This is a genomic window from Hominisplanchenecus faecis, from assembly GCF_020687205.1.
Classification (GTDB): Bacteria; Bacillota; Clostridia; order Lachnospirales; family Lachnospiraceae; genus Hominisplanchenecus; species Hominisplanchenecus faecis.
This window is the reverse complement of record NZ_JAJEQE010000053.1, coordinates 1-22125: the sequence shown is the minus strand read 5'-3', so window position 1 is coordinate 22125 and position 22125 is coordinate 1. Positions and strand designations below refer to the sequence as shown.

The window sequence follows — 22125 nt, the reverse complement described above, 5'->3', positions numbered from 1 at the left end:
CAGTGATTCTGAGAAGAATATGTCAGCTTTCGCTGACCAGAATCACGCACCAAGTCTCACGTGCGTTCGACTTGAAACGATTTAAACAGGAAAAGAACCATTGCAAAAAAACGGGATTTTCAGTTTTTGCAGTGGTTCTTTTTCTAAGTATAATGTTAAAGTCAGAAGAGATTGTACAATTACTTTTGACACCCACATCATCTATAAAAAAAGTATAAAATACAAAAAAATGAGAAAACATGAGAAAATACGAGGAATAAAAAGAATTAAAGAGAATATAAATAAATATACGAAAATAATTCCGCTTGCACATTTTGAGGAAGTTCACTATTATATGTACTAAAGTTAGCACTCGATAAAAGTGAGTGCTAATAACATGATAAATAAGGCGATTATAATTTAAGGAGGAATATAAAATGAAGTTAGTACCATTAGGTGACAGAGTTGTATTAAAACAGTTTGAAGCAGAAGAGACAACAAAGTCCGGTATTATTCTGGCAAGCAAATCTCAGGAAAAACCACAGGAAGCAGAAGTTGTTGCAGTCGGACCTGGCGGAATGGTAGACGGCAAAGAAGTAACCATGCAGGTGAAAGTCGGAGATAAAGTTATCTATTCAAAATATGCAGGAAATGAAGTAAAACTGGAAGACGAAGAATATATCATCGTAAAACAGAATGATATTCTGGCAGTTGTTGAATAACAGGATAGATTAAATCAAGAATTAACTGGAGGTTGATTGATATGGCAAAGGAAATTAAATACGGTTCAGAAGCAAGAACAGCACTGGCAGCAGGTGTTGATAAACTGGCAAATACAGTAAAAGTAACACTTGGACCGAAAGGAAGAAACGTTGTTCTGGATAAACAGTATGGTGCTCCGCTGATTACAAACGACGGTGTTACCATTGCAAAGGAGATCGAGCTGGAAGATGCATTCGAGAACATGGGTGCACAGCTGGTAAAAGAAGTTGCTACCAAGACCAATGATGTAGCAGGTGATGGTACCACAACTGCTACCGTTCTGGCTCAGGCAATGATCCAGGCAGGTATGAAAAATCTGGCAGCAGGTGCAAACCCGATCATCCTGCGTAAAGGTATGAAAAAAGCAACACAGGCAGCTGTGGATGCTATCGCAGCTATGAGCAGCAAAGTAAACGGCAAACATCAGATGGCAAGAGTAGCAGCTATTTCCGCAGGTGATGATGAAGTCGGAAATATGGTAGCAGATGCCATGGAAAAAGTTTCCAATGATGGTGTTATCACGATTGAAGAGTCCAAGACCATGAAAACAGAACTGGATCTGGTAGAAGGTATGCAGTTTGACCGCGGCTATATTTCCGCATACATGGCAACCGATATGGAAAAAATGGAAGCTGTCTTGGATGATCCGTACATCCTGATCACAGACAAAAAGATTTCCAATATCCAGGAGATTCTGCCGCTGCTGGAGCAGATTGTACAGTCCGGTAAGAAACTGCTGATCATCGCAGAGGATATCGAAGGAGAAGCTCTGACGACTCTGATTCTGAACAAACTGCGTGGTACTTTCCAGGTAGTCGGTGTAAAAGCTCCAGGTTATGGTGACAGAAGAAAAGAAATGCTCAAAGATATCGCAATCCTGACCGGCGGTGAAGTCATTTCCGAAGAACTGGGACTGGAACTGAAAGATACACAGATCAGCCAGCTTGGACGTGCAAAATCTGTCAAAGTGAAAAAAGAGAATACCGTTATCGTTGACGGAATGGGCGATAAGAAAGAAATCGAAAACAGAATCGCACAGATCAAAGCTACGATCGAAGTTACAACTTCTGAATTTGATAAAGAAAAACTGCAGGAGAGACTTGCGAAACTGGCAGGCGGCGTAGCAGTGATCCGTGTCGGTGCAGCTACCGAAACAGAGATGAAAGAAGCAAAACTGCGTATGGAAGATGCTCTGAATGCAACAAGAGCAGCCGTAGAAGAAGGCATTGTAGCAGGAGGCGGATCTGCATACATCCATGCATCCAAGGAAGTTGCAAAACTGGTAGATACTCTGGAAGGAGATGAGAAGACCGGTGCATCCGTGATCCTCAAAGCACTGGAAGCTCCACTGCATCAGATCGCTGCAAATGCAGGACTGGAAGGAGCTGTTATCATCAACAAAGTAAGAGAATCTGAGGTAGGTGTCGGATTTGATGCATACAATGAGAAATATGTAAACATGGTAGAAGAAGGAATCCTGGATCCTGCAAAAGTGACAAGAAGTGCACTGCAGAATGCAACCAGTGTTGCATCCACTTTCCTGACAACTGAATCCTGTGTTGCGAACATCAAAGAAGAAACACCAGCAATGCCGGCAGGCGGAGCCCCGGGAATGGGCGGAATGATGTAATAAAAGAACCGAGCTAAGAAAAAGCGGTTACAGAGAACAAATCTGTAACTGCTTTTTTTAAAAATTCCTTTTACAAGATGAGAATTTCGTGTATAATAAAAAACAAGGCATATAATAGTATGAAATCAGAAGAAAGCAGGAAGAAAATGTATGAAGGATTGGTACACAGAAAAAAGAGTCTCAAGATCCATTTTCGGTTCCATTCTGGAGTATGAATACCTGTATCTGAATGGAGAGCTGGATATTGACTGCATTTACCTGAAAAAGAGACGGGAACACATCGGTACTTACAAAGTGGCGGATATGGAAGCTCTGTTTCCGCTGGATGCAAAACGTTTTCGAGAATATCGAAAAGATAAGAACATCAAGATCAGAGACTGTTCCGCCGGGCGAAGAGGCATGCGGTATGGCATGCTGATACCGAGAGCGGAGCAGAAGGATCTGCTGATTTTTGAACCAGATCAGGGAATGCTCCTGGATATGCAAAGACGTTCTCCGGGAAAAGTACAATTTGCCTGAAAACAGGGTTGACAGGTTTCGACAAATTTGATAAACTTGACAACTAACAACAGATGTTAGAAATTCAGGAAAGAAAGTGAGGATAATAAAATGGGTACGATTATAGGCGAAGGTATTACTTTTGATGATGTACTCCTTGTGCCGGCCTATTCGGAAGTGATTCCGAATCAGGTGGATCTGTCTACTTATCTGACAAAGTCTATCAGACTGAATATCCCGATGATGAGTGCAGGAATGGACACAGTTACGGAACACAGAATGGCGATTGCGATGTCACGACAGGGCGGCATTGGTATTATACATAAAAATATGTCCATTCAGGAGCAGGCAGAGGAAGTTGATAAGGTAAAACGTTCTGAAAATGGTGTTATCACGGATCCGTTTTATTTATCCCCTGACAATACACTGGAAGAAGCAAACAATCTGATGGCAAAGTTCCGTATTTCCGGTGTGCCGATTACAGAAAACGGAAAACTGGTAGGTATCATCACAAACCGTGATCTGAAGTTTGAAGAGGATTTCAGCAAAAAGATCAAAGAATCCATGACTTCTGAAAACCTCATCACTGCAAAAGAAGGTATCACACTGGAAGAGGCAAAAAAGATCCTTGCAAAAGCAAGAAAAGAGAAACTGCCGATCGTGGATGATAACTTTAATCTCAAAGGACTGATCACGATCAAGGATATTGAAAAACAGATCAAGTATCCGCTCTCTTCCAAAGACTCCAAAGGCCGTCTGCTGTGCGGTGCTGCACTTGGTATCACAGCAAACGTTCTAGATCGTGCACAGGAGCTGGTAAATGCACATGTCGATGTCGTTGTTCTGGACTCTGCACACGGACATTCTGCAAACGTTCTGAACTGTGTTCGCATGATCAAAGAGAAATTCCCGGATTTGCAGGTTATCGCAGGTAACGTGGCAACAGCAGAAGCTACAAAGGCATTGATTGAAGCCGGAGCAGATGCAGTCAAAGTTGGTATCGGACCTGGTTCTATCTGTACAACACGTGTGGTTGCAGGTATCGGTGTACCGCAGATCACAGCTGTTATGGACTGCTACAGTGTTGCAAAAGAGTATGGTATCCCGATTATCGCAGATGGCGGTATTAAGTACTCCGGAGATATGACAAAAGCGATCGCAGCCGGTGCGAATGTTTGTATGATGGGAAGCATGTTTGCTGGATGTGATGAGAGCCCGGGAACATTTGAACTGTACCAGGGAAGAAAATATAAAGTATACCGTGGTATGGGATCTATCGCAGCAATGGAAAACGGAAGCAAAGACCGTTACTTCCAGTCTGATGCGAAGAAGCTGGTACCGGAAGGTGTTGAAGGACGTGTAGCTTATAAGGGAAGCGTAGAAGATACCGTATTCCAGCTGATGGGCGGTCTTCGTTCCGGTATGGGTTACTGCGGAGCAAAAGATATTGAATATCTGAAAGAGAACGGAAGATTTATCAAGATTTCTGCAGCATCTCTGAAAGAATCTCATCCGCATGATATTCATATCACAAAAGAGGCACCAAACTACAGCGTTGATGAATAAAAGCGGAACAGGCGGATTTCCCGAAAAAGGAATCCGCCTTTCTTTTTTGCACGCCGGCGAGAGTGAAAGCAGACTGCAATTATCGCATTTTACATTGGAGGCAGATATGTGGGAGAACGACAGAAGCCGAAGAAAAATGGAAGAGAGGAAAAGGCAAATTCAAAAAAGAATCACCGTATCGGCGATTTTGACAGCAGTTGTTCTGGTACTGTTTTTTGTCTTTTTCTTTCACAGGAACACCGGTACGAAAAAAATGACATACCAGAAGGCAGGGATGGATGCATGGGAGCAGTATGATATCGGAGATCCTGTAAAACAGGTTCCACAGCCGGAGCTTGATGTGCAGCTTCTGACTGTCAACGAATACTCCAGACCAGGGATTGCAACCGATGGAGTGCGTGGTGTGGTGGTTCATTATACGGCTAATCCAGGAAGTACCGCACAGAATAATCGGGATTATTTTGAAAGCCTCAAGGACACCGGAGAAAATCAGGTCAGCAGCAATTTTATCATCGGACTGGACGGAGAGATCATTCAGTGCATTCCGACAAATGAGATCGCCTATGCATCTAACAACCGCAACAACGATACAGTGTCCATTGAATGTTGTCATCCGGATGAGTCAGGAGCGTTCCAGGAGGTGACGTATCAGTCTCTTGTGGAGCTGGTTGCATTTCTGTGCGGAAAGTTTAATCTGACGATGGACAATGTGATCCGCCATTATGATGTTACCGGAAAAGACTGTCCAAAGTATTTTGTGGAGCATGAAGATGCATGGAATGCATTTAAAGAAGATGTGGCAAAGTATATTGAAGAAAATGGAAATTAATCCAAAAATCTGAACAGTAGAAATATGCAGCCATTATAAGAACAGGAAGAGAAGACAGGTATAGAAAGGAAAGGTATGGTTAAAGATATATATGAAAGTATTTGCAGGGGAGAAGATGTCCGGGCAAATCTGATCTGTTTAAAGCAGCTGATAGCAGATAAGAAAGAAAAAAGTGCATTTGCTTATATGCTGGCAGGTGATTTTCGAAAACTGGCAGCTCTATTAAAGGATAAAGACGCCAAGATACGGAAAAATGCAGCACTGATCCTCGGAGAATTGGAATCCGAAGATGTTCTTCCGTGGCTCTACGAAGCCTATGAGAAAGAAAAACAGCTCTTTGTCCGAGAGTCTTATTTAAAAGCGATGGAAAAACTGAATTTTTCACAGATGCTTCCCAAATTAAAGAAAAGACAGAAAACATTGCAGGAAGAACTGCTCTATGCGGCAGACGAGGGGAAAAAACATCTCCAGAAAGAAGCAGCCGTTCTTTCCCGCATGATCTTAAAATATGAAAAGCCAAAACATCATACATTCTGTGGGGGAAAGACGGAAGATGTGATCCTTTTGTGCAATCGAAATAACCGCCAGATCACAGCCAGACAGATCCAGACTGGTGAAGTCTCCATGCTTGCCGGAGGCGTTCGCATTCAGGGGGCAGATCTGCAGGAAATCGCGAAAATACGAACCTGGCAGGAGCTCCTATTTCCGCTTCACGGAAAAGTGGAACGGGAGTATACGGCGGAGGCGGCGGCACAGACGGTATGGAACACCGAGATCATGGAACTGCTTCAAAGTCTGCATGAGGAAAAAGGAGCGTTTCTGTTTCGCATCGAGTACAAAGGTTCTCTGGATGAACGCAAAAAAAGCGAATTTGTGAAAAAAACGGCATCTTTGCTGGAAGAAAAAAGCGAACGGATGCTGATCAATTCCATTTCGGATTATGAAATTGAAATCCGCATTGTCGAGAGCAAAAAAGGTGGTTATCTGCCGTTTCTGAGGCTGTATACGATGGAAGATGAACGTTTTGTTTATCGAAAAGAGAGCATTGCCGCTTCCATTGCCCCGGTGAATGCAGCACTGATCATGCAGATCGCCGGAGACTATCTGAAAGAAAATGCACAGGTACTCGATCCGTTCTGCGGTGTCGGAACCATGCTGATCGAACGCAAGTATTTTCGTTCTGCCGATCCGTTGTATGGTGTTGATATCTATGCGGAAGGGATTCAGAAAGCAAGAGACAATACTGCGGTGACGAAAATGCCGATCCATTATATTGCCAGAGACTTCTTTACCTTTGAACATGACTATCTGTTTGATGAACTGATTACAGATATGCCGGCTTCCGCAGATGAAGCATTCTATAGGACATTTTTTAAAAAAGCAGAAACGCTTTTAAAGAGAGGAGCTGTTCTTGTGCTGTATAATCGTCAGGGAACACTACTTGAAGAAATGTGCCGCAGACAGAATAATCTTACGATACTGAAGACGGCAGTGCTGAATGAACGGCAGAACAGTAAAGTAGTGGTCGCAAAACTGCAGGAGGCGTAAAATGGAACATGTAAAAAAACGAGAAGAAATTTCAAAAGAATTTACCTGGGCACTGGAAGATTTATATCAGGATCAGGCAGCATGGAGTGAAGATCTTGAAAAAATCCGAAAACTGGCACAGGAGCTGTATTCCTGCAAAGGAACGCTTGTGGAAGGTGCAGAAAATCTGAAAAAGGCACTGAATTTTTACAGTGAACTGAATCAGAGATTCGAAAAAGCATATGTATATGCAAATCAGCTTCTGCATCAGGATATGGCAAATGGCGAAAGCCAGAAATGTTCCGGGCAGGTACAGGTGCTGATGAATCAGGTCAATGAAGTGTCTGCCTTTCTGGAGCCGGAGATTTTGAAGATTCCGGATGAAAAATTAACGGAGTATCTGGCGGATGAGCCTTTCTCGGAATATCGACGATTTTTGGAAGAAATCCTGCGAACAAAAGAGCACAGTCTCAGTGAAGAGAAAGAAGAACTTCTGGCAAGGGTAAGTGAACTTGGCCGTGCCCCTTCTAATATTTACGGTATGTTTAATAATGCAGATATTACCTTTCAGCCGGTAAAAGATGAAAATGGAAATGAGCAGCCGCTGACGCAGGAACGCTATGTACATTATCTGGAAAATAAAAACAGAGAGATCCGAAAAGAAGCGTTTACAAACCTGTATAGCGGCTACAAAGGGTTTGCAAATACGATTGCGGCCGTTTTTGATGCAAATGTGCGTCAGGCAGCTTTTTTTGCAAAAGAACGCAAATACAGTTCTTCTCTGGAAGCAGCACTGGATGGCGGAAATATTCCAATCAGTGTTTATACTAATTTGATTCGCACCGTAGAAGAACATCAGCAGCCGATGCAGCGTTATCTGGAACTGAGAAAAAGGCTGCTGGGCGTAGAACAGCTTCATATGTATGATGTCTATGTTCCGATGATTGAAAAGACCGAGAAAAAATATTCTTTCGAAGAGGCAAAACATATGGTGCTGAATGCACTTTCCGTTCTTGGAAGCGAATACACAGGCCTGCTTGAGAAAGGATTTCATGAGCGTTGGATCGATATTTATGAAAATGAGGGAAAGCGTTCAGGAGCCTATTCCTGGGGAGCTTATGGAACGCATCCGTATGTCCTTCTGAACTATCAGGGAAATTTAAACCATGTATTTACGCTGGCCCATGAAATGGGGCACGCTCTGCATTCTTGGTATTCCGATCATGCCCAGAATTATCTGAATGCCGGATATCGCATATTTGTTGCAGAAGTGGCATCTACCTGTAACGAGGCACTGCTGATCCATGATCTGATGGAAAAGACCGAAGATAAAAAAGAAAAGGCATATCTGATCAATTATTTCCTGGAGCAGTTTCGCACAACTCTGTATCGTCAGACCATGTTTGCACATTTTGAGCAGGAAATGCATCAGAAAGTGGAACAGGGCGAAACACTGACAGCGGATGTGTTGTGCGATGCTTACTATGCATTAAATCAGAAATACTATGGAGAAGCAATGGTTTCGGATGATCTGATCCGCTATGAGTGGGCAAGGATTCCACATTTTTACACACCGTTTTATGTTTATCAATATGCGACCGGATTTTCAGCGGCCATTGCGATCAGCACCAAGATCCTTGCAAAGGAAGAAGGGATTGTTGAGAAATATAAAGCCTTTTTAAGCGGTGGCTGTTCTATGGATCCGATCGACCTGCTGAAACTCTGTGGTGTTGATATGGAAAAGAAAGAACCGGTAGAAGAGGCATTGAAGGTGTTTGAACAATATCTTACAGAACTGGAAAAACTCGTATAAAAATGGGAGATGTGCAGTGAAAGGCACATCTCCTTTTTAAGCGGCGGATTGCAGAGGTACTTATCCGGATATCTTATTTTAATACAAATTTATGGATGATCTCGGCAACGCCGTCGTGGTTGTTGTCATTTTCTGTGATATAGTCAGCAGCCTGCTTCACTTCTTCTTCGGCATTTCTCATAGCACAGCCGATATGGGCGGCCCGGATCATGGAAATATCATTTTCGGCATCTCCGGCAGCAATGGTATTACACAGTGGGATTCCGGTGTATTCACAGAGAAAACGAACGGCAGAGCCCTTGTCAATACCGGGAGCGACGTGCTCCAGGTATTCATTGCTGGAGAAGAAACGGTTGATCTTGCCGTCTGCAAAGTCAGCGGTCTTTTCGAGATAATCACGGAGATGCTCCTTGTTTTCATAATTTACAACCAGCACTTTGACCGGTTCTGATTTCAGAAAAGCGGTCACATCCGGAACGACTTTGTATGGAATCTTGACGATGGAAGAGTAGCGTTTTACCTCTTCGGTATCGTGCTCCGTAACGATCTCACTGTCGGAATAGGTCTGGCAGTGAAGACCGCACTGAAGGGCTTCGTCAAAAATGCGGCGAACGAGCGGCATTGCAAGCGGTTTTTTGAAAATACTCTTTTTGCGGTACATATCGTAGATTTCACCGCCGTTAAAAGAAATCACAAAACAGCCCTTTTTCGTAAAACCAAGTTCTTTTGCCTGCATGATCGCACTGGCAAGAGGGCGGCCGGTGGAGATCACGATATGGTGTCCGGCTGCAAGAGCCTCTTCGATCGCCTGACAGTTGCCGGCAGAAAAAGTCTTTTCGTCGGTAAAGAGCGTTCCGTCCAGATCCAGGAAAACTGCCTTGGTATTTTTTTCTTTTTCCATTAATTCTTCCAGGGCATCGTCACTGTCGCTGATCCACACATCTTCTTCTTTGGCAGTAAGGCCGAGATATTCACGCAAAGTACATGCTTCATCACTGAAGTTCCATTTGTCTGTTAAAGAAAAGATATCATCAAATGGGACTTCTCCCATCATAAAACGTTCTCTGAATTTCATCATAAAAACTCCTTTTAGTATTGTCTGTCACGATGTTTTCTGAGGTTCTCAAAAGTCGTGTCCGGTATGCGAAGATTGCCGCGTCCCACACCCAGATCAATCCCCGGTATATTGCTGCCGTGAAAATCAGAACCACCGGAAACGGCAAGTCCCATAACCTGGGCGAGCCGGCGTACACGGTTTTCCTGAGAAACCGAGTGACGTGAATACATGGCTTCGATCCCGTTGAGGCCTTCTGGCTTCAGGGTACGGATCAGTTCCTTTAACTGAGAATCAGAAAGGTGGTACTGCATTGGATGTGCAAGGACGGCAATTCCATCCAGTTTATGGATCAGGTGCACGGCCATTGCCGGGGTTACCTTTTCGCGTGGGACAAAACAAGGTCCGTCATTTCCAATATAATGAAAAAAAGCATCATTCATAGATGGAATACAGCCCTTTTCATATAAAAAACGTGCGAAATGTGCTCTTGTCAGAACGGCATCACCAAACATTTCCTGCAAAGCCTCGATAGTGATCGGAAATCCACAGTCGGCAAGCTTTTCAGCCATTTTACGATTCCGTTCAAAACGGGCATTGCGGAAATGATCCAGTTCCTGGCAGAAAGAAGTATCGTGCCAGTCAAAATCGAGTCCAACGATATGGATATCCTGACCATTGTATTCAGTAGAAAACTCAATGCCGGAAATGACTTTTATTGGTTTGTCCTCGGCAGCCTGAAATGCCTCACCGAGACCATCTACGGTGTCGTGATCGGTCAGAGCGAAAGCCGTAAGATGATTTTCCATGGCATGTTCTACCAGCTGCGTTGGTGTCAGTGTTCCGTCTGAAAAGGTAGAATGAACATGAAGATCGATCATAATTAAGAACCTCCCTTTGCAGAAATAATCATCAGTTGTCTTTTATCCGGATCTGCCGCGAGACATTCAGGGCGATTCCCATTTCCGTCATCAGGAAGAGAATCGAAGTACCGCCGTAACTGATAAATGGGAGCGTAACACCGGTTGTAGGAATCACGTTCAATACAACGGCAATATTCAGAATGACCTGCAAAGCGATATGTGCAAAAATACCGGTAACGATCAGAGAACCGAGCAGATCTGGTGCATTCTGTGCGATAAACATCAGTCGGTACAGCAGAAAAACAAACAGGATGGTCAGAAGAACAGCACCAAAGAGTCCAAGTTCTTCGCAGATGATCGAAAAGATCATATCATTCTGAGCTTCCGGGATAGACTGGATTTTCTGAGTACTGTTGCCAAGACCCTTGCCGAACAGACCGCCGGAGCCGATGGCGTATAATCCCTGAAGTACCTGATAGCCGCCGCCATCGGAATATTTTTCCGGATCGATCCATGCAAGGACACGGTTGAAACGGAAGTTTCCACTTGCACCAAGCGAAGAAACATATCCACGCACGCCTACGATACCGACAGGAAGACCAATGCCGGCTGTGAGAACAAACGGTGCAGTCTTTGGATGTGCAACAAAAATCAGTGCACAGGTAATGCCGAGGATGATGATGGCGGTACTTAAGTTTTCGGTAAATTTCCAGGTCAGAAGGAACGTAAGTGCACCAAAAGCAAAAAGAACAGCCGGTGCCTTAAAGCCTTTTAACTTTTTGCCGAACTGCACGATCAGTACAGAAAGGAACAGAATGATCGCCAGTTTGGCAGGTTCTGCTGACTGAAACTGGATCGGACCAATTTTGATCCAGCGTTTTGCACCGTTTACCTCGTGACCGATGAATTTGGTAACCAAAAGCAAAAGATTGCTGAAAAGGTAAAAATAGCCGGCATATCTGGCGTAAAAATGGTAATCGATCATGGAAAAAACAAAAATCGCTGCCAATCCACCAACGCTGAATAATGCCTGCCGGAAAAGAAAATATGTATCACTTCCATACTCAACCTGGGCATCATAAGCACTTGTACTGTAAAGCATGATAAGCCCAAAACAGGTGAGAAGGACTACACAGGCCAGAAGATTGTAATCATAATACTGACCGTTTCTTGTCAGAAGTCTTACCTTACGTTTCCTCCTGACGGTTTTTGTGTTTGTCTGTGCCATATAAAATCCTGCCTTTCTATTAGGATTACTATGTATCATAACATATTTTAAAGTCAAAGAAAACCCATATCAGACAGCATTTTTAAGAAAACATAACTTTAGTCCGCTGCACTTTCGTATATTATTGAGGTATTTATGCACTTTCAAGTGAAAAATACCTGTTATGCTGCAATCGAGAATTGTTGGGCTGCCGTGACAGCGACAGCCCCTTTCTGTTTTTTCTATATTAATTGTTTTCCACACATCCATTTGAAGAAGAAGGACAACTGACGGGTTTATCAAAACTTGGATTGTATGCATAAAAATTTTTAGAATCCAGTTCATCCTGCAAAATGCGAAGTGCTTCACCGAATCTCTGAAAATGTACGATTTCTCTTGCTCTGAGAAAACGAATCGGATCTGCAACATCCGGATCTTTTACCATTCTCAAAATGTTATCATACGTGCTGCGTGCCTTTTGTTCCGCAGCCATATCTTCGTACAAATCGGTCATCGCATCCCCTTTTGACTGAAATTCACATGCATTAAATGGAATACCGCCGGCGGCCTGTGGCCAGATTCCTACCGTATGATCCACATAATACGGTGCCAGCCCGGATTTTTCGATTTCTTCTACCGAAAGACCGCGTGTAAGCTGATGGACGATCGTTGATACCATTTCCAAATGTGCCAGTTCGTCTGTTCCATCAGGGTATCATGGGTTGAGAACCCAAGTTATTCCGGAGTTTTTGGATATACGTGAATGAATACTTTCGCATCTTTTTTGGTGAAAGGGACGTTCTTTTCTTCTTTCAGGTAATCAATGTGATCAATTAGTTCTTTCAGTATCCGGTTCTTCTCCGGTGCATCCAGTGTATCATAGACATCCAGAAGATACTCACATTTTGGAATGAAATCGGCCTGGACTTTCAGACGGTTCTGCTCGGCTGATATTTTCCTTTTCAGATCCTGGATGGATGCGGAAGCAGTGTTGATCTGATCTTTCAGTGTGTTGGATCGTTCCAGGAATACATCCGTTGTGTAGATTCCCTGTTCCAGAAGATCATACAGAGAGTTTTGTTGCTTCTGCAATGTCTCCAGTGAGGTTTCCTGATTCTTTAGGGCATCTTTTAAAATGTCAATCGTATCGGAATGTATGACAGATGTTGTAGGCTCAATACGTTCGTTTTTTACAATATCTGCGATCGCTTCCAGAACCATCGTCTCAACATCTTCCAGCGGACTGCTCACATTATCACAGTGCGTATATGGGCAGATCAGAGTGGAACGCTGACCGGTTTTGCTGTACGGACGGCGGACCATCCTGTGACCGCACTTTGAACAGATCACCAGACCGCCGAGAGGGTTCTTGATTGTTTTATTTAGACTGATAGGACGGCTCTGGTTTTTCGAAAGCTTTTTCTGACAGATCTTGAATGTTTCCAGATCAATGATTGCCGGATGAAGTCCGTCACATATTTCATATTCTTTCGCTGCAGGGCGGCTATAAGTAATCTTACCATCACAGACTTTTTTCGTGGCTGCTCTGCGGTTCCAACGAAGTTTCCCTATGTATACCGGATTATATAACATATCCCGGATGGTAGGCGGGATCCATTTGCCGCCGGACTGGGTAGGGATCTGCAGGTCGTTGAGTTTTCGGACAATCTTAGCAGTTCCCATTTCTTCACCATCCAGACCGTAAGCATAGAGGTCATATACATACTTTACAATTTTCGCCTGTTCCGGAAGGGGAGAGAGTGTGAACCCCTTATCGTTTGGGATTTTTACACGCTCATATCCATAAGGCGGCCGGTTGCCGACATACTTGCCTTCACGGACGGATGCCAGCCTGCCACGCTGCAGGCGGCGTTTGATGGTATTATACTCACGTCTTGACATAAACAGTCCGAATTCAAAATATTCTTCATCAAATTCATTGTTTGGGTCATATATCTTAACCGGTGTGATGATCTTCGTATCAGATAACTTAAATGCCTGGGAAACAATGCCCTGATCAATGGTATCGCCGCGGGCAAGACGTTCCACTTCAACAACCAGCACACCGTCCCAGATACCCTGTTCAATCTCGGCCAGGAGCTTCTGCATGACCGGACGTGCAGAAATCGTTTCGCCGGATACAATTTCCTTATAGACGGCAGAAACAGTGATCTGCATCCGCTTCGCAGTTTCGAACAGCAGCTTTTCATGTCTTGCCAGCGTTTCCATTTCACCTCTGGCTTCGGCTTCCCGATCAGCACGGGACTTTCTCAGGTACATAGCATAATTCCCATTTTTCATAGAATCACCTTCTCTAAATTATGTAAAAAGGGTATAAAAAATACACCCTATGCAACCAGAAGGATGTGTGATATAATGCTCTTGCTTAAGGAAGATTATATCACGCAGTCCTTCGGGATTTGTAGGTTACAATCTTAGCAGATCCGCTTCGGTACGCCAATACCGGGGCGGTTTTTGCGTTATTTGGTTAAATTACAGATTAGCAGTAGTAACTGATCTGCTGGAAAGTCTGATACCAGAGATCAATAACATCCTGACTTCGGGATTCAATAGTCTGCATAATAATTCTTAGATCTCTGTTTGAAATTTTTGATTTATTATGGCAGAGCAAACAGCCTCCGCTTCGGGTAATCCATATTTTTGTTGCAGCAGGAGATGGAGTACCTTTACACACATGCACGTGCACCGGTTCCAGTGGTTTGCTTTCGTTTACCCAGAAATATACGATATATCCACCAATGCTAAAAATTCGAGGCATTATCCAGTCCTCCTTCAAATCCACCCTCACGTGCCAGCTGCATAATGATGTGGGCAATAGATGCCAGATAATCCTGAAAATATTTGATTTCTTCTTCTGAGAAACCATTTATATTCTCCCATTTATACTCAGGCAGCCAGCAGGTTGCAGAGTGAAAGCCACCAACAACCGGCTTCTCAATCACAACTTTTACCTGTTCGTGACCATTTGTTTCAATAGTTTCAGAATGTACGATTTCGGTATTGTCATTTAATGTCATAAATGGATAAAGCATAATAGCAACCCCTTTCTATTTATTTTATTCGCCATCAATTTTCTGAATCAGTGCCTCTTGAAGCACCTGTGAAAAATTCAGTCCTTTTTCCATAGCAGCTTCATTTAACCATTCTGGTAAAGTCAGCGTTTTCTTTACAGCCTTGTTATTATAGCGTTTGCGATAAGCCATGGTGTCGCAGGCAATGTAATTGGCAAAACAGCCATCGGCTAATGGAATAGCATCAAGTGTGGATGGTTTAGGAATTTCCTTTTTCTCTTTTTCGTATTCAAATAATACAAGGGCAAGAACATCCTGTGCATGTTCAATCCCATCCTCGATAGAATCACCGCAGGTGTAGCAGCCTTCCAAATCAGGAAAAACAATAGAGTAGAAACCATTTTTTTCAGGTGTAAAGACAGCTGGATAAGCGTATTTAGCCATATAGATTCTCCTTTATTTATACTGAAACCGAGAGGGAGAGGACTATTTCAGTATCATCATTCAGTGTCATAAATGGATATATCATAATAATGCCCCCTTCCTTGAAAATTAGATACTAAAGTATGCTTTGATTTTCTCAATACAGTCGTTTTTACAATTTCCATACATGCGTTCGACACTTGCACAGGAGGCAATCAGCTGAATAAGTTCAGGAGTTATAAAATCACGATTCTCTTCGCTGATAGACTTTGTATAATTTAATATCTCCCCAGCAGAATTCATATGGTAAATAGAATTCATATATTCATTGATGCTTAAACGATAATTGGAGAAGTCAGTATTGCTGTTTTCCTCCTTGGAAACATCTGGAGTTTGCAGGCTCCAAGGGCAATCCTTATCCGAGGCGGTTACAATAGTATTATCAGATATATATTTTCTGATAAATACTTTTGCATATTTAATTAAAGGAATCACATCCTCTGATATATTGCACGGAGCCAGAGCACTGATTGTGGCAGCAAAGTTTTCTGTAAGCTGGAAATTTGAAAATCCTATATGTCGAACAGTATATTCTTCATCAAAAATAGTGAAGAAGGAAATATCAGCGAGTACAGCAGATATTTTTTCAAGAGACTTTCCACTGACCGTTGCAGAAACAGCGGGTTTCTCTAATGTAGATAATAATGATAAAGATGCGATTCGAAATTCTAAATCAGGATTGTAGTTCACAATTTCTATTTTAGTAGCAGAAGGTGCTATTTTTCCTTTGTGTTCAAGCTTTACGGCAGTACCGTTTGCGATTACGCCCATAATGTCAGAAGAAAACGTGGTATAATCGATGTCCAGACCGATAATTCCATCAGCACCAAGAGCAGCAGCATTTTGTATTAACATATTAGTTGCTGCTTCTCGAGCCTGTTTCAGTTTGGAAGAGTAAGAAGTACTGTTGATGCCGAACAGATCCGAAATACTGGCATCGAGACTACTGAAAAATCCGGTACCTAGCACACATTCACCTGAACAAAATCCTAAGTACTCTGTAATTTCATAGTTTTCAAAGTTAAAACCAGATGTAAGTTTCATAACTCTATTCTCCTTTGAATATTTTTTGGGCTTTTAAAAATAATAGCAGTATGAAAATACTATTATATGACCACATCATACAACACGACCTGACATTTCGCCAGGTAGCCGAACTAACCGGCATTCCACGTTCTACTGTCAGCGACATCGCAAACGGGAAAACATCACCCACCATGAACCAGATGGAAAAGCTGGCAGCGGGACTGCAAATTACTATTTCAGACCTATTTGAGTCTGATTATAAGTAATCTCATCTGAGCTGTCCGGGATTTCGGACAATTTGGAAAATTGCATCACTTTTTTTCTCCTGAAACGTTTACTAAGGTGAATGGAAAAATTTACCATATTACACATCACACGTCAGGAGGTACATAAGATGAACAAAGAAACACTGCAAAAAGAATTAAACGAACTCATTAATCAATTAAACGAAGAGCAAATAAAAAGGCTCATTCAGTTAATCAAAGGAATGATTGGGAAGGCTGTCTAGCCTTCCTTTTTTAATTTTTCAAATTGTTTTACGATGGCATTCCAGGAATCATCAGGAATAGAATATACCATTTCAAGTAGCATGGATAATGCTGCTTTTTTTGCAGGTGTAGAGTTTTCCATAATATAACCAAAGCGGTTATAAGCTTGTTCATAAGGAGTGGATTTGACAAACATATTATCATCTCCGCCTTTACCGGTACGAAGCCATTCTTCATTTACCTTAAATTCTCTGCAAATAGAGACAATAACTGTGTCAAGTGGAGTTCGGGTACCAGATTCATAACTGGCGATAGCGGACTGTTTGACTCCTATACGTTCACCAAAAGCAGTTTGATTTAATTTTAGTGCATTTCTTATTTTTCGTATTCGTTCGTTCGTATTTGATCACCTCACTTTTCTATGTTTAAACGAAGTATAGCATGAAAAATATTACGTTGCAATATTTTTCTGCAAAAATGTTGACAAAATAATTACGATGTTATAATATAATATCACAGCGAAATAAAAAGCGAGGTGAGAACATGAAAAAACAGATCAATCAGACAAAAGAAGAAAAACGCCTGGAAGATTTCAAAAAAATTGCTGAGAACTGGGATAGTCTCTCAGAGTATGCAAAGGGTAAAATGGACGGAATCATTTCAACGATGGCGACCATGACAGAACAGAAAGCAGGATAGGAGGTGAGAAATAATGAAATGGTTTAAGAAGAAAGAAAAGCAAGAAAAACAAAACAAGCCAAAGAAAGACATTGAATTGCTTGATGTGGCACTTGCTATATTTCTGATCACTTCAGGGATTGGATTACTTGTAATGTGCGGAGGTTTCACCTATGCAACGATAAAAGAAACAAACAGTAATACAGTAATTTCTCAGGATCAGATACACCAAATGCAGCAGACTTGCCTGACGAATCAGCAAACCTGTTTAACAAATCAGCGAACTTGTCTGTTTAACGGACAAATTCGCTGAAGGGCAATCAGAGTTTTTTCTGTAGCATTTCCTGAAGCGTATATGAAATCACATGAATATTTGAGGAAATAGCCTTCTTTTTATTTGATGATTTGCCGCATTTGGCAGTTAACATAGAAGTTCCAGCCCTGAGATTTATGATGTCCTTCTCAGAATAAGTTTTTGCACTGGAGCGATATGTAACATCAAAAACAACTTCTTCTGGAACTTTTTTGTAAATAAGTTTACATATTCTCGATTGTCCCGGTGGAATGGTACATTTTGAAAGATCATCTAAAAAGTTACGATCAGAATCCTTGGTTTCAAGGCTTTGGGATAAATCTGGACTGTACGAAAAATTCGTTATAGTTGCTGGAGAAGCACCAGAATTTTTAACAACCAGGTAAAAGTGTTGATCTCCATTGCAATTGATTGTCTGACCATAAATAGAAATATAAGGTCGTGTTGCATTTTCAATCAGTATACTATTTTGTTCAATCGTTTTCTTGGATGAGCAAAAGGAATTGTAAGCCATTATTGCAGAAAAGACAGCGGAAACGGCACTTGCAAAGGCACAAGCTAGTGTTAAACCTTCGGAAAAAGTCATAAAATCACTCTCCTTTCTTAAGTACTCGGCTCTGGCGGGAGCCTGTACATCAAGAATAAGAGGAAAAAACGATAAAGTCAATAGAAAAGGGGGATGAAGCAATGGGTTATATGATTTACATAGTTGGAATTGCAATTTGGGGAATTGGCATGGCAAAGTCCGTTAAGTCAAAATTTAAAGATTTGGATGCACTGATCTTTCAATATGTTGGCTTAGGAATTATGTGGGGAGCAAATATTGCTATGAGCATGCAATAAAGAAAGAAGTGAAAATCAATGAGAGAACCGATGAAATAAAGTAGTTGGCAAACCTCTGAGCTAAAGCTCATCAGGAAACACAGAAAGCAGGGTAGGAGGAAAATCAAAATGGCAGGAAATAACTTGAAACTTACATTTGCTGTTGCCAGATGCGATGAATGTAAAGCAGAGAATAAACTGTATGAGATTCTCAGAATCCTTCAGTGGAGATGTGCAGACAATATGGCCTCGGCATTGGCATATGACAAAGAAACAGAACAGATACTGGTTGATAAGGATGCATTAATGAGGGCGATCCAATATGCAAATCCCGGACAGGCGTATCGAGATATTCGTCTTGTTACACACGAAGAATATAGAGCGAGAAGAGACAACTGGAAATCCGATTGTACGTGTGATGATGAAAAGATACGCCATGAACGGGAAGCCGATTTACTTCAATAATCCAATGATAGAAGATATAGCGTTGAGTACTTCTTTGACAGTCTTTTTGAAACGACCTTCCATGTAAATGATAGTTTTGTCAGTAAGAATGATGTTATTAGCCAGATCATTACCAGGATCACAGTCAATGTAGCCTTTCTTTTTTAATTTCCAACAAAGAGAAGATACATGATAAGAACTTTCGACCATATTAGAAAGTTCTCTAACTTGGTCAGAATCTGAAAAATAATTTGCCTCTTCGGAAGGCATGGAAGACTGTCGATGTAAAACTTCGCTATACATGGACAAAAGAAGTTTTTGTTGTTCTTTTGTTAAATCATCCATAAAAAGTTTTCCTTTCTTAGTGTACTTGGCTGTTGCAGTGCCTGTATAACAAGGATAAGAGGAAAACATAGTGAAGTCAATAAAGAAAGCGGGGTAACCGGAACAAACACTTTTACATAATTTATACGGGGGTGATTGGATGATCATTAAAGAGATCGATCACGAAAAGGGCAAGATTTACATTCACGATGACTGTATGGTGAAGACACCGGAAGAAAGAAAAGAGATCATGCAGAGAGTGTCTCAGATCGTAGTGGATGCCCTGAGAAAAAAGCAGAGTGACAAAACCGCCTGAGCAGGCGGAGAAAGGACAAGCAGATGAAAAGAAGAGAAACAGAAGTAACAGAAGAAGTGGAAGAAACAACCGGAGCTGGTGTGATCGCCCCGATCGTAGCCACAGCAGCCGCAGCGTTCACGTTCTGGTGGCTGGGAAAATACAGTGTAATCTGTGAACGCGATATCGTTGGAACAGCTATCACCGTATGGTGTGCGGTAGTAATCCGCATCATGCTGTGGGCAGAGTAAGGAGGTATCAGAATGATCGGAGTAAGCGAAGGGAAAGACCAGGAAGCCAGAGCCATCCTGGAACTGGCCGGGATTGATTCGGACAAGTACCGGATCTGGCACCATAACAGCATCTATGTGCATGCAATAAATGAAGAGACGAAAGAATCGGTGATCGTTGAGAAAGCGACACTCGAGGTAGTAAAAAGTCCCGGTGCTTTGGCGGGCGATCCGGGACTTGAAAAATAATAACACAGCTCAATTATAGGGCAAACATAGGAGGTAAATCAAGTGAAATTACATAAATTAATTTCGACAGTAGATATGAGCCATGAAGAATGGCTGCGATACAGAAAACTGGGCATCGGTGGAAGTGATGCCGGAAGCATCTGCGGATTGAACCCGTACAGCTCTGCAATCGCTGTCTTCCAGGATAAGACGCAGAAAGAAGCAGGGGAAAAAGAAGACAATGAGGCAATGAGACAGGGAAGAAACCTGGAGGAGTACGTTGCCCGCCGGTTCATGGAAGAGACAGGGAAAAAGGTACGCCGTGCCAATGCGATCTATGGGCATCCGGATCATGATTTCATGATGGCGAACGTTGACCGCCTGGTAGTTGGTGAGAATGCCGGTCTGGAATGCAAGACAGCGTCTGCCTATTCAGCTGACAAGTGGAAAGACGGGCATATCCCGGAATCCTACGAGATCCAGTGCCACCATTACATGGCAGTGACCGGGGCGGATGCCTGGTATATCGCATGTGTGATCCTTGGGAAGGAGTTCATCTGGCGAAAGATCGAACGCGATGAGGAAACGATCCAGATGCTGATTGATATTGAAAGTGATTTCTGGCAGAACAATGTAAAGGCAGACAAGATGCCGGCACCGGACGGAAGCAAGGCGGCGGAAGAACTGCTGCAGAAGTATTACGGAAGTTCCGAACCGGAAAAGATGATCCCGCTGGTTGATTTTGACGAGAAACTGGAACGCCGTGCAGAGATCAGCGACCTTCAGGACAAGCTGGAGAAAGAGAAGAAGCAGATTGAGCAGGAGATCAAGGTTTATATGGAAGATGCAGAGATGGCAGTATCGGATCTGTACTGCGTCACCTGGAAGAGTGTGACCGCGAACCGTGTGGATTCGAAGCAGCTGAAAGCAGATTTCCCGGAAATCTACAAACAGGTATTGAAACAGTCTGAAAACAGACGGTTCACCGTAAAAAGAGCTGAGAGAGCATAAGGAGGAAGCAAGATGGCAGTAAAAGACGCACTGGCAGAAAAGACCAGCAGAAAGAATGAAGCAGTGAAGCTGACAAAAAACATGAGCATTGCAGACATGATCAAGGCAATGGAGCCGGAAATCAAAAAGGCTCTGCCGCAGGTGATCACACCGGAGCGTTTCACACGCATGGCATTATCCGCACTGAACACCACACCAAAGCTTGCAGAGTGTTCGCAGATGTCCTTCCTCGGGGCACTGATGAACGCAGCACAGCTTGGGCTGGAACCAAACACGCCGCTGGGACAGGCGTACCTGATCCCGTATAGAAACAAAGGGAAGCTGGAGTGCCAGTTCCAGATAGGCTACAAAGGGCTGATTGATATGGTGTACCGCAACGAAAACATCCAGACCGTGCAGGCACAGTGTGTATATGAAAATGATGATTTTCAGTATGAACTGGGACTGGATCCAAAGCTGGTGCACAAACCGGCATTGAAAGACAGAGGAAACCTGATCCTTGTATATGCACTCTGGAAATCAAAAAATGGCGGCTTCGGTTTTGAGGTTATGAGCAAGGAAGACGTTGACGACCATGCGAGACGGTTCAGCCAGAGCTTCGGCAGTTCTTACAGTCCATGGAAAACAAACTATGAGGAGATGGCGAAGAAAACGGTCATTAAGAAGTGCCTGAAATATGCACCGCTGAAAACAGATTTTGTCATGCAGATGAACAATGATGAGAGTATCAAGAGCGAGATCAACGTCGATATGTCCGAGGTGGTCAATGAGCAGGAAGACCCGAACATCATCGACCAGGAATATAAGGAAGTAGAAAATGAACAGCCAGAACAATAAAGAAGAACCAAAGCTGTTCACGTTCACCGTACCGGGCAAGCCTCAGGGTAAAGCCCGGGCGAGGACATTCTATGACAGCAGAAGCGGCAAAATGAGCAGCGTAACACCGGAAAAGACGGTGCTGTACGAAAACCTGATCAAGACCTGTTTCCAACAGAAATACGGACAGAAACGGTTTTCGGATGA

Annotated in this window: 28 protein-coding genes and 3 pseudogenes; 18 read left to right on the top strand and 13 right to left on the bottom strand. The window is 42.8% G+C overall.

What is annotated here, in order from left to right; all coding sequences use genetic code 11:
• The first annotated feature begins 416 nt into the window (after positions 1 to 416).
• The 7 genes from LKD42_RS12580 to pepF all read left to right on the top strand — a co-directional run bounded on the left by LKD42_RS12580 (position 417) and on the right by pepF (position 8604).
• Positions 417 to 701 carry a co-chaperone GroES gene (locus LKD42_RS12580; RefSeq protein WP_022118875.1) on the top strand — a complete coding sequence of 95 codons (285 nt, stop codon included), beginning with the start codon at positions 417 to 419 and terminating at the stop codon, positions 699 to 701.
• A gap of 41 nt (positions 702 to 742) precedes the next feature.
• Entirely contained in the window at positions 743 to 2371 is a 1629-nt protein-coding gene (groL, locus tag LKD42_RS12575; RefSeq protein ID WP_147631617.1) for a chaperonin GroEL, read from the top strand.
• A 150-nt stretch (positions 2372 to 2521) separates the two neighbouring features.
• On the top strand, positions 2522 to 2890 hold the full coding sequence (locus LKD42_RS12570; protein WP_022118034.1) for a DUF6106 family protein: 369 nt from the start codon (positions 2522 to 2524) through the stop codon (positions 2888 to 2890).
• Between the two features lie 90 nt (positions 2891 to 2980).
• Positions 2981 to 4435, top strand: a complete 1455-nt coding sequence (guaB, locus tag LKD42_RS12565) for an IMP dehydrogenase (RefSeq protein ID WP_022118035.1) — start codon at positions 2981 to 2983, stop codon at positions 4433 to 4435.
• Positions 4428 to 5264, top strand: coding sequence for a peptidoglycan recognition protein family protein (locus LKD42_RS12560; protein WP_331464894.1), 837 nt, complete (start codon positions 4428 to 4430; stop codon positions 5262 to 5264). Before guaB ends, LKD42_RS12560 begins: the two co-directional genes overlap by 8 nt.
• Before the next feature lie 75 nt (positions 5265 to 5339).
• On the top strand, positions 5340 to 6812 hold the full coding sequence (locus LKD42_RS12555) for a methyltransferase domain-containing protein (RefSeq protein ID WP_248835899.1): 1473 nt from the start codon (positions 5340 to 5342) through the stop codon (positions 6810 to 6812).
• A gap of 1 nt (position 6813) precedes the next feature.
• On the top strand, positions 6814 to 8604 hold the full coding sequence (gene pepF, locus LKD42_RS12550; RefSeq protein ID WP_248835898.1) for an oligoendopeptidase F: 1791 nt from the start codon (positions 6814 to 6816) through the stop codon (positions 8602 to 8604).
• 73 nt (positions 8605 to 8677) lie between these two features.
• Here the strand turns inward: pepF and LKD42_RS12545 are convergent, their stop codons facing one another.
• The 9 genes and pseudogenes from LKD42_RS12545 to LKD42_RS12505 all read right to left on the bottom strand — a co-directional run bounded on the left by LKD42_RS12545 (position 8678) and on the right by LKD42_RS12505 (position 16287).
• Entirely contained in the window at positions 8678 to 9682 is a 1005-nt protein-coding gene (locus LKD42_RS12545) for a Cof-type HAD-IIB family hydrolase (RefSeq protein WP_173895807.1), read from the bottom strand.
• 11 nt (positions 9683 to 9693) lie between these two features.
• Positions 9694 to 10539, bottom strand: a complete 846-nt coding sequence (locus LKD42_RS12540) for a PHP domain-containing protein (RefSeq protein WP_173866028.1) — start codon at positions 10537 to 10539, stop codon at positions 9694 to 9696.
• 31 nt (positions 10540 to 10570) lie between these two features.
• On the bottom strand, positions 10571 to 11749 hold the full coding sequence (locus tag LKD42_RS12535) for an FtsW/RodA/SpoVE family cell cycle protein (protein ID WP_173866027.1): 1179 nt from the start codon (positions 11747 to 11749) through the stop codon (positions 10571 to 10573).
• A gap of 226 nt (positions 11750 to 11975) precedes the next feature.
• Positions 11976 to 12434: pseudogene (locus LKD42_RS12530) on the bottom strand (manganese catalase family protein); the annotation flags it as partial.
• A gap of 29 nt (positions 12435 to 12463) precedes the next feature.
• Positions 12464 to 14029, bottom strand: a complete 1566-nt coding sequence (locus LKD42_RS12525; RefSeq protein WP_248835897.1) for a recombinase family protein — start codon at positions 14027 to 14029, stop codon at positions 12464 to 12466.
• A gap of 199 nt (positions 14030 to 14228) precedes the next feature.
• A complete protein-coding gene (locus LKD42_RS15460) occupies positions 14229 to 14507 on the bottom strand; it encodes a DUF4160 domain-containing protein (RefSeq protein WP_248835896.1) in 279 nt (92 codons plus the stop codon).
• Positions 14491 to 14781 (bottom strand): hypothetical protein, encoded by a 291-nt coding sequence (locus LKD42_RS12515; RefSeq protein ID WP_248835895.1) that lies wholly within the window; start codon positions 14779 to 14781, stop codon positions 14491 to 14493. Before LKD42_RS12515 ends, LKD42_RS15460 begins: the two co-directional genes overlap by 17 nt.
• Before the next feature lie 24 nt (positions 14782 to 14805).
• A complete protein-coding gene (locus tag LKD42_RS12510; RefSeq protein WP_248835894.1) occupies positions 14806 to 15204 on the bottom strand; it encodes a type II toxin-antitoxin system HicB family antitoxin in 399 nt (132 codons plus the stop codon).
• 108 nt (positions 15205 to 15312) lie between these two features.
• On the bottom strand, positions 15313 to 16287 hold the full coding sequence (locus LKD42_RS12505) for a YbjQ family protein (RefSeq protein ID WP_248835893.1): 975 nt from the start codon (positions 16285 to 16287) through the stop codon (positions 15313 to 15315).
• Positions 16288 to 16337: 50 nt separating this feature from the next.
• Between LKD42_RS12505 and LKD42_RS15455 the strand changes: the two genes are divergently transcribed.
• Positions 16338 to 16535 (top strand): helix-turn-helix domain-containing protein, encoded by a 198-nt coding sequence (locus LKD42_RS15455; RefSeq protein ID WP_248835901.1) that lies wholly within the window; start codon positions 16338 to 16340, stop codon positions 16533 to 16535.
• 238 nt (positions 16536 to 16773) lie between these two features.
• Here LKD42_RS15455 and LKD42_RS12495 read toward each other — a convergent pair whose 3' ends face one another.
• Both LKD42_RS12495 and LKD42_RS15450 read right to left on the bottom strand, forming a co-directional pair.
• Positions 16774 to 16953: a hypothetical protein gene (locus LKD42_RS12495; RefSeq protein WP_248835892.1), complete on the bottom strand. Its 180-nt coding sequence runs from the start codon at positions 16951 to 16953 to the stop codon at positions 16774 to 16776.
• A gap of 72 nt (positions 16954 to 17025) precedes the next feature.
• Positions 17026 to 17136: pseudogene (locus LKD42_RS15450) on the bottom strand (helix-turn-helix domain-containing protein); the annotation flags it as partial.
• A gap of 164 nt (positions 17137 to 17300) precedes the next feature.
• Between LKD42_RS15450 and LKD42_RS12485 the strand changes: the two are divergent.
• Both LKD42_RS12485 and LKD42_RS12480 read left to right on the top strand, forming a co-directional pair.
• On the top strand, positions 17301 to 17456 hold the full coding sequence (locus LKD42_RS12485; protein WP_248835891.1) for a hypothetical protein: 156 nt from the start codon (positions 17301 to 17303) through the stop codon (positions 17454 to 17456).
• 13 nt (positions 17457 to 17469) lie between these two features.
• Positions 17470 to 17748: a hypothetical protein gene (locus tag LKD42_RS12480; protein ID WP_248835890.1), complete on the top strand. Its 279-nt coding sequence runs from the start codon at positions 17470 to 17472 to the stop codon at positions 17746 to 17748.
• A 7-nt stretch (positions 17749 to 17755) separates the two neighbouring features.
• Here the strand turns inward: LKD42_RS12480 and LKD42_RS12475 are convergent, their stop codons facing one another.
• The gene (locus tag LKD42_RS12475; protein WP_248835889.1) at positions 17756 to 18334 is read right to left on the bottom strand and encodes a DUF8453 domain-containing protein; all 579 of its coding nucleotides are present in this window, start codon (positions 18332 to 18334) and stop codon (positions 17756 to 17758) included.
• 101 nt (positions 18335 to 18435) lie between these two features.
• Between LKD42_RS12475 and LKD42_RS12470 the strand changes: the two genes are divergently transcribed.
• On the top strand, positions 18436 to 18591 hold the full coding sequence (locus tag LKD42_RS12470; RefSeq protein ID WP_248835888.1) for a hypothetical protein: 156 nt from the start codon (positions 18436 to 18438) through the stop codon (positions 18589 to 18591).
• Positions 18592 to 18699: 108 nt separating this feature from the next.
• A complete protein-coding gene (locus LKD42_RS12465; protein WP_248835887.1) occupies positions 18700 to 19035 on the top strand; it encodes a hypothetical protein in 336 nt (111 codons plus the stop codon).
• On the opposite strand, the gene LKD42_RS12460 is transcribed toward LKD42_RS12465, so the two are convergent.
• Positions 19024 to 19359, bottom strand: coding sequence for a LexA family transcriptional regulator (locus LKD42_RS12460; protein ID WP_248835886.1), 336 nt, complete (start codon positions 19357 to 19359; stop codon positions 19024 to 19026). The genes LKD42_RS12465 and LKD42_RS12460 overlap by 12 nt on opposite strands.
• Before the next feature lie 139 nt (positions 19360 to 19498).
• Between LKD42_RS12460 and LKD42_RS12455 the strand changes: the two genes are divergently transcribed.
• The 6 genes and pseudogenes from LKD42_RS12455 to LKD42_RS12430 form a co-directional block, all read left to right on the top strand.
• The gene (locus tag LKD42_RS12455) at positions 19499 to 19654 is read left to right on the top strand and encodes a hypothetical protein (RefSeq protein WP_248835885.1); all 156 of its coding nucleotides are present in this window, start codon (positions 19499 to 19501) and stop codon (positions 19652 to 19654) included.
• Between the two features lie 23 nt (positions 19655 to 19677).
• A complete protein-coding gene (locus LKD42_RS12450; RefSeq protein WP_248835884.1) occupies positions 19678 to 19884 on the top strand; it encodes a hypothetical protein in 207 nt (68 codons plus the stop codon).
• A 12-nt stretch (positions 19885 to 19896) separates the two neighbouring features.
• Complete coding sequence (locus LKD42_RS12445) at positions 19897 to 20112, top strand: hypothetical protein (RefSeq protein WP_248835883.1); 216 nt, start codon at positions 19897 to 19899, stop codon at positions 20110 to 20112.
• A 42-nt stretch (positions 20113 to 20154) separates the two neighbouring features.
• Entirely contained in the window at positions 20155 to 21102 is a 948-nt protein-coding gene (locus LKD42_RS12440; protein WP_331464893.1) for a YqaJ viral recombinase family nuclease, read from the top strand.
• Positions 21103 to 21114: 12 nt separating this feature from the next.
• Complete coding sequence (locus tag LKD42_RS12435) at positions 21115 to 21939, top strand: recombinase RecT (protein WP_248835882.1); 825 nt, start codon at positions 21115 to 21117, stop codon at positions 21937 to 21939.
• Positions 21920 to 22125, top strand: a pseudogene (locus tag LKD42_RS12430) (hypothetical protein); the annotation flags it as partial. The gene LKD42_RS12435 and the pseudogene LKD42_RS12430, both read left to right, overlap by 20 nt.

Coding starts and splice junctions, on each gene's coding strand:
- LKD42_RS12570 (WP_022118034.1), top strand. CDS start 2,522: ATGAAGGATTGGTACACAGAAAAAAGAGTCTCAAGATCCATTTTCGGT.
- LKD42_RS12470 (WP_248835888.1), top strand. CDS start 18,436: ATGGGTTATATGATTTACATAGTTGGAATTGCAATTTGGGGAATTGGC.
- guaB (WP_022118035.1), top strand. CDS start 2,981: ATGGGTACGATTATAGGCGAAGGTATTACTTTTGATGATGTACTCCTT.
- LKD42_RS12435 (WP_248835882.1), top strand. CDS start 21,115: ATGGCAGTAAAAGACGCACTGGCAGAAAAGACCAGCAGAAAGAATGAA.
- LKD42_RS12450 (WP_248835884.1), top strand. CDS start 19,678: ATGAAAAGAAGAGAAACAGAAGTAACAGAAGAAGTGGAAGAAACAACC.
- LKD42_RS12555 (WP_248835899.1), top strand. CDS start 5,340: ATGGTTAAAGATATATATGAAAGTATTTGCAGGGGAGAAGATGTCCGG.
- LKD42_RS12535 (WP_173866027.1), bottom strand. CDS start 11,749: ATGGCACAGACAAACACAAAAACCGTCAGGAGGAAACGTAAGGTAAGA.
- LKD42_RS12505 (WP_248835893.1), bottom strand. CDS start 16,287: ATGAAACTTACATCTGGTTTTAACTTTGAAAACTATGAAATTACAGAG.
- LKD42_RS12560 (WP_331464894.1), top strand. CDS start 4,428: ATGAATAAAAGCGGAACAGGCGGATTTCCCGAAAAAGGAATCCGCCTT.
- pepF (WP_248835898.1), top strand. CDS start 6,814: ATGGAACATGTAAAAAAACGAGAAGAAATTTCAAAAGAATTTACCTGG.
- LKD42_RS15460 (WP_248835896.1), bottom strand. CDS start 14,507: ATGCCTCGAATTTTTAGCATTGGTGGATATATCGTATATTTCTGGGTA.
- LKD42_RS12485 (WP_248835891.1), top strand. CDS start 17,301: ATGAAAAAACAGATCAATCAGACAAAAGAAGAAAAACGCCTGGAAGAT.
- LKD42_RS12515 (WP_248835895.1), bottom strand. CDS start 14,781: ATGCTTTATCCATTTATGACATTAAATGACAATACCGAAATCGTACAT.
- LKD42_RS12460 (WP_248835886.1), bottom strand. CDS start 19,359: ATGGATGATTTAACAAAAGAACAACAAAAACTTCTTTTGTCCATGTAT.
- LKD42_RS12525 (WP_248835897.1), bottom strand. CDS start 14,029: ATGAAAAATGGGAATTATGCTATGTACCTGAGAAAGTCCCGTGCTGAT.
- LKD42_RS12480 (WP_248835890.1), top strand. CDS start 17,470: ATGAAATGGTTTAAGAAGAAAGAAAAGCAAGAAAAACAAAACAAGCCA.
- LKD42_RS12580 (WP_022118875.1), top strand. CDS start 417: ATGAAGTTAGTACCATTAGGTGACAGAGTTGTATTAAAACAGTTTGAA.
- LKD42_RS12475 (WP_248835889.1), bottom strand. CDS start 18,334: ATGACTTTTTCCGAAGGTTTAACACTAGCTTGTGCCTTTGCAAGTGCC.
- LKD42_RS12510 (WP_248835894.1), bottom strand. CDS start 15,204: ATGGCTAAATACGCTTATCCAGCTGTCTTTACACCTGAAAAAAATGGT.
- LKD42_RS12545 (WP_173895807.1), bottom strand. CDS start 9,682: ATGATGAAATTCAGAGAACGTTTTATGATGGGAGAAGTCCCATTTGAT.
- LKD42_RS12455 (WP_248835885.1), top strand. CDS start 19,499: ATGATCATTAAAGAGATCGATCACGAAAAGGGCAAGATTTACATTCAC.
- groL (WP_147631617.1), top strand. CDS start 743: ATGGCAAAGGAAATTAAATACGGTTCAGAAGCAAGAACAGCACTGGCA.
- LKD42_RS12445 (WP_248835883.1), top strand. CDS start 19,897: ATGATCGGAGTAAGCGAAGGGAAAGACCAGGAAGCCAGAGCCATCCTG.
- LKD42_RS12495 (WP_248835892.1), bottom strand. CDS start 16,953: ATGTTTGTCAAATCCACTCCTTATGAACAAGCTTATAACCGCTTTGGT.
- LKD42_RS12465 (WP_248835887.1), top strand. CDS start 18,700: ATGGCAGGAAATAACTTGAAACTTACATTTGCTGTTGCCAGATGCGAT.
- LKD42_RS12540 (WP_173866028.1), bottom strand. CDS start 10,539: ATGATCGATCTTCATGTTCATTCTACCTTTTCAGACGGAACACTGACA.
- LKD42_RS15455 (WP_248835901.1), top strand. CDS start 16,338: ATGAAAATACTATTATATGACCACATCATACAACACGACCTGACATTT.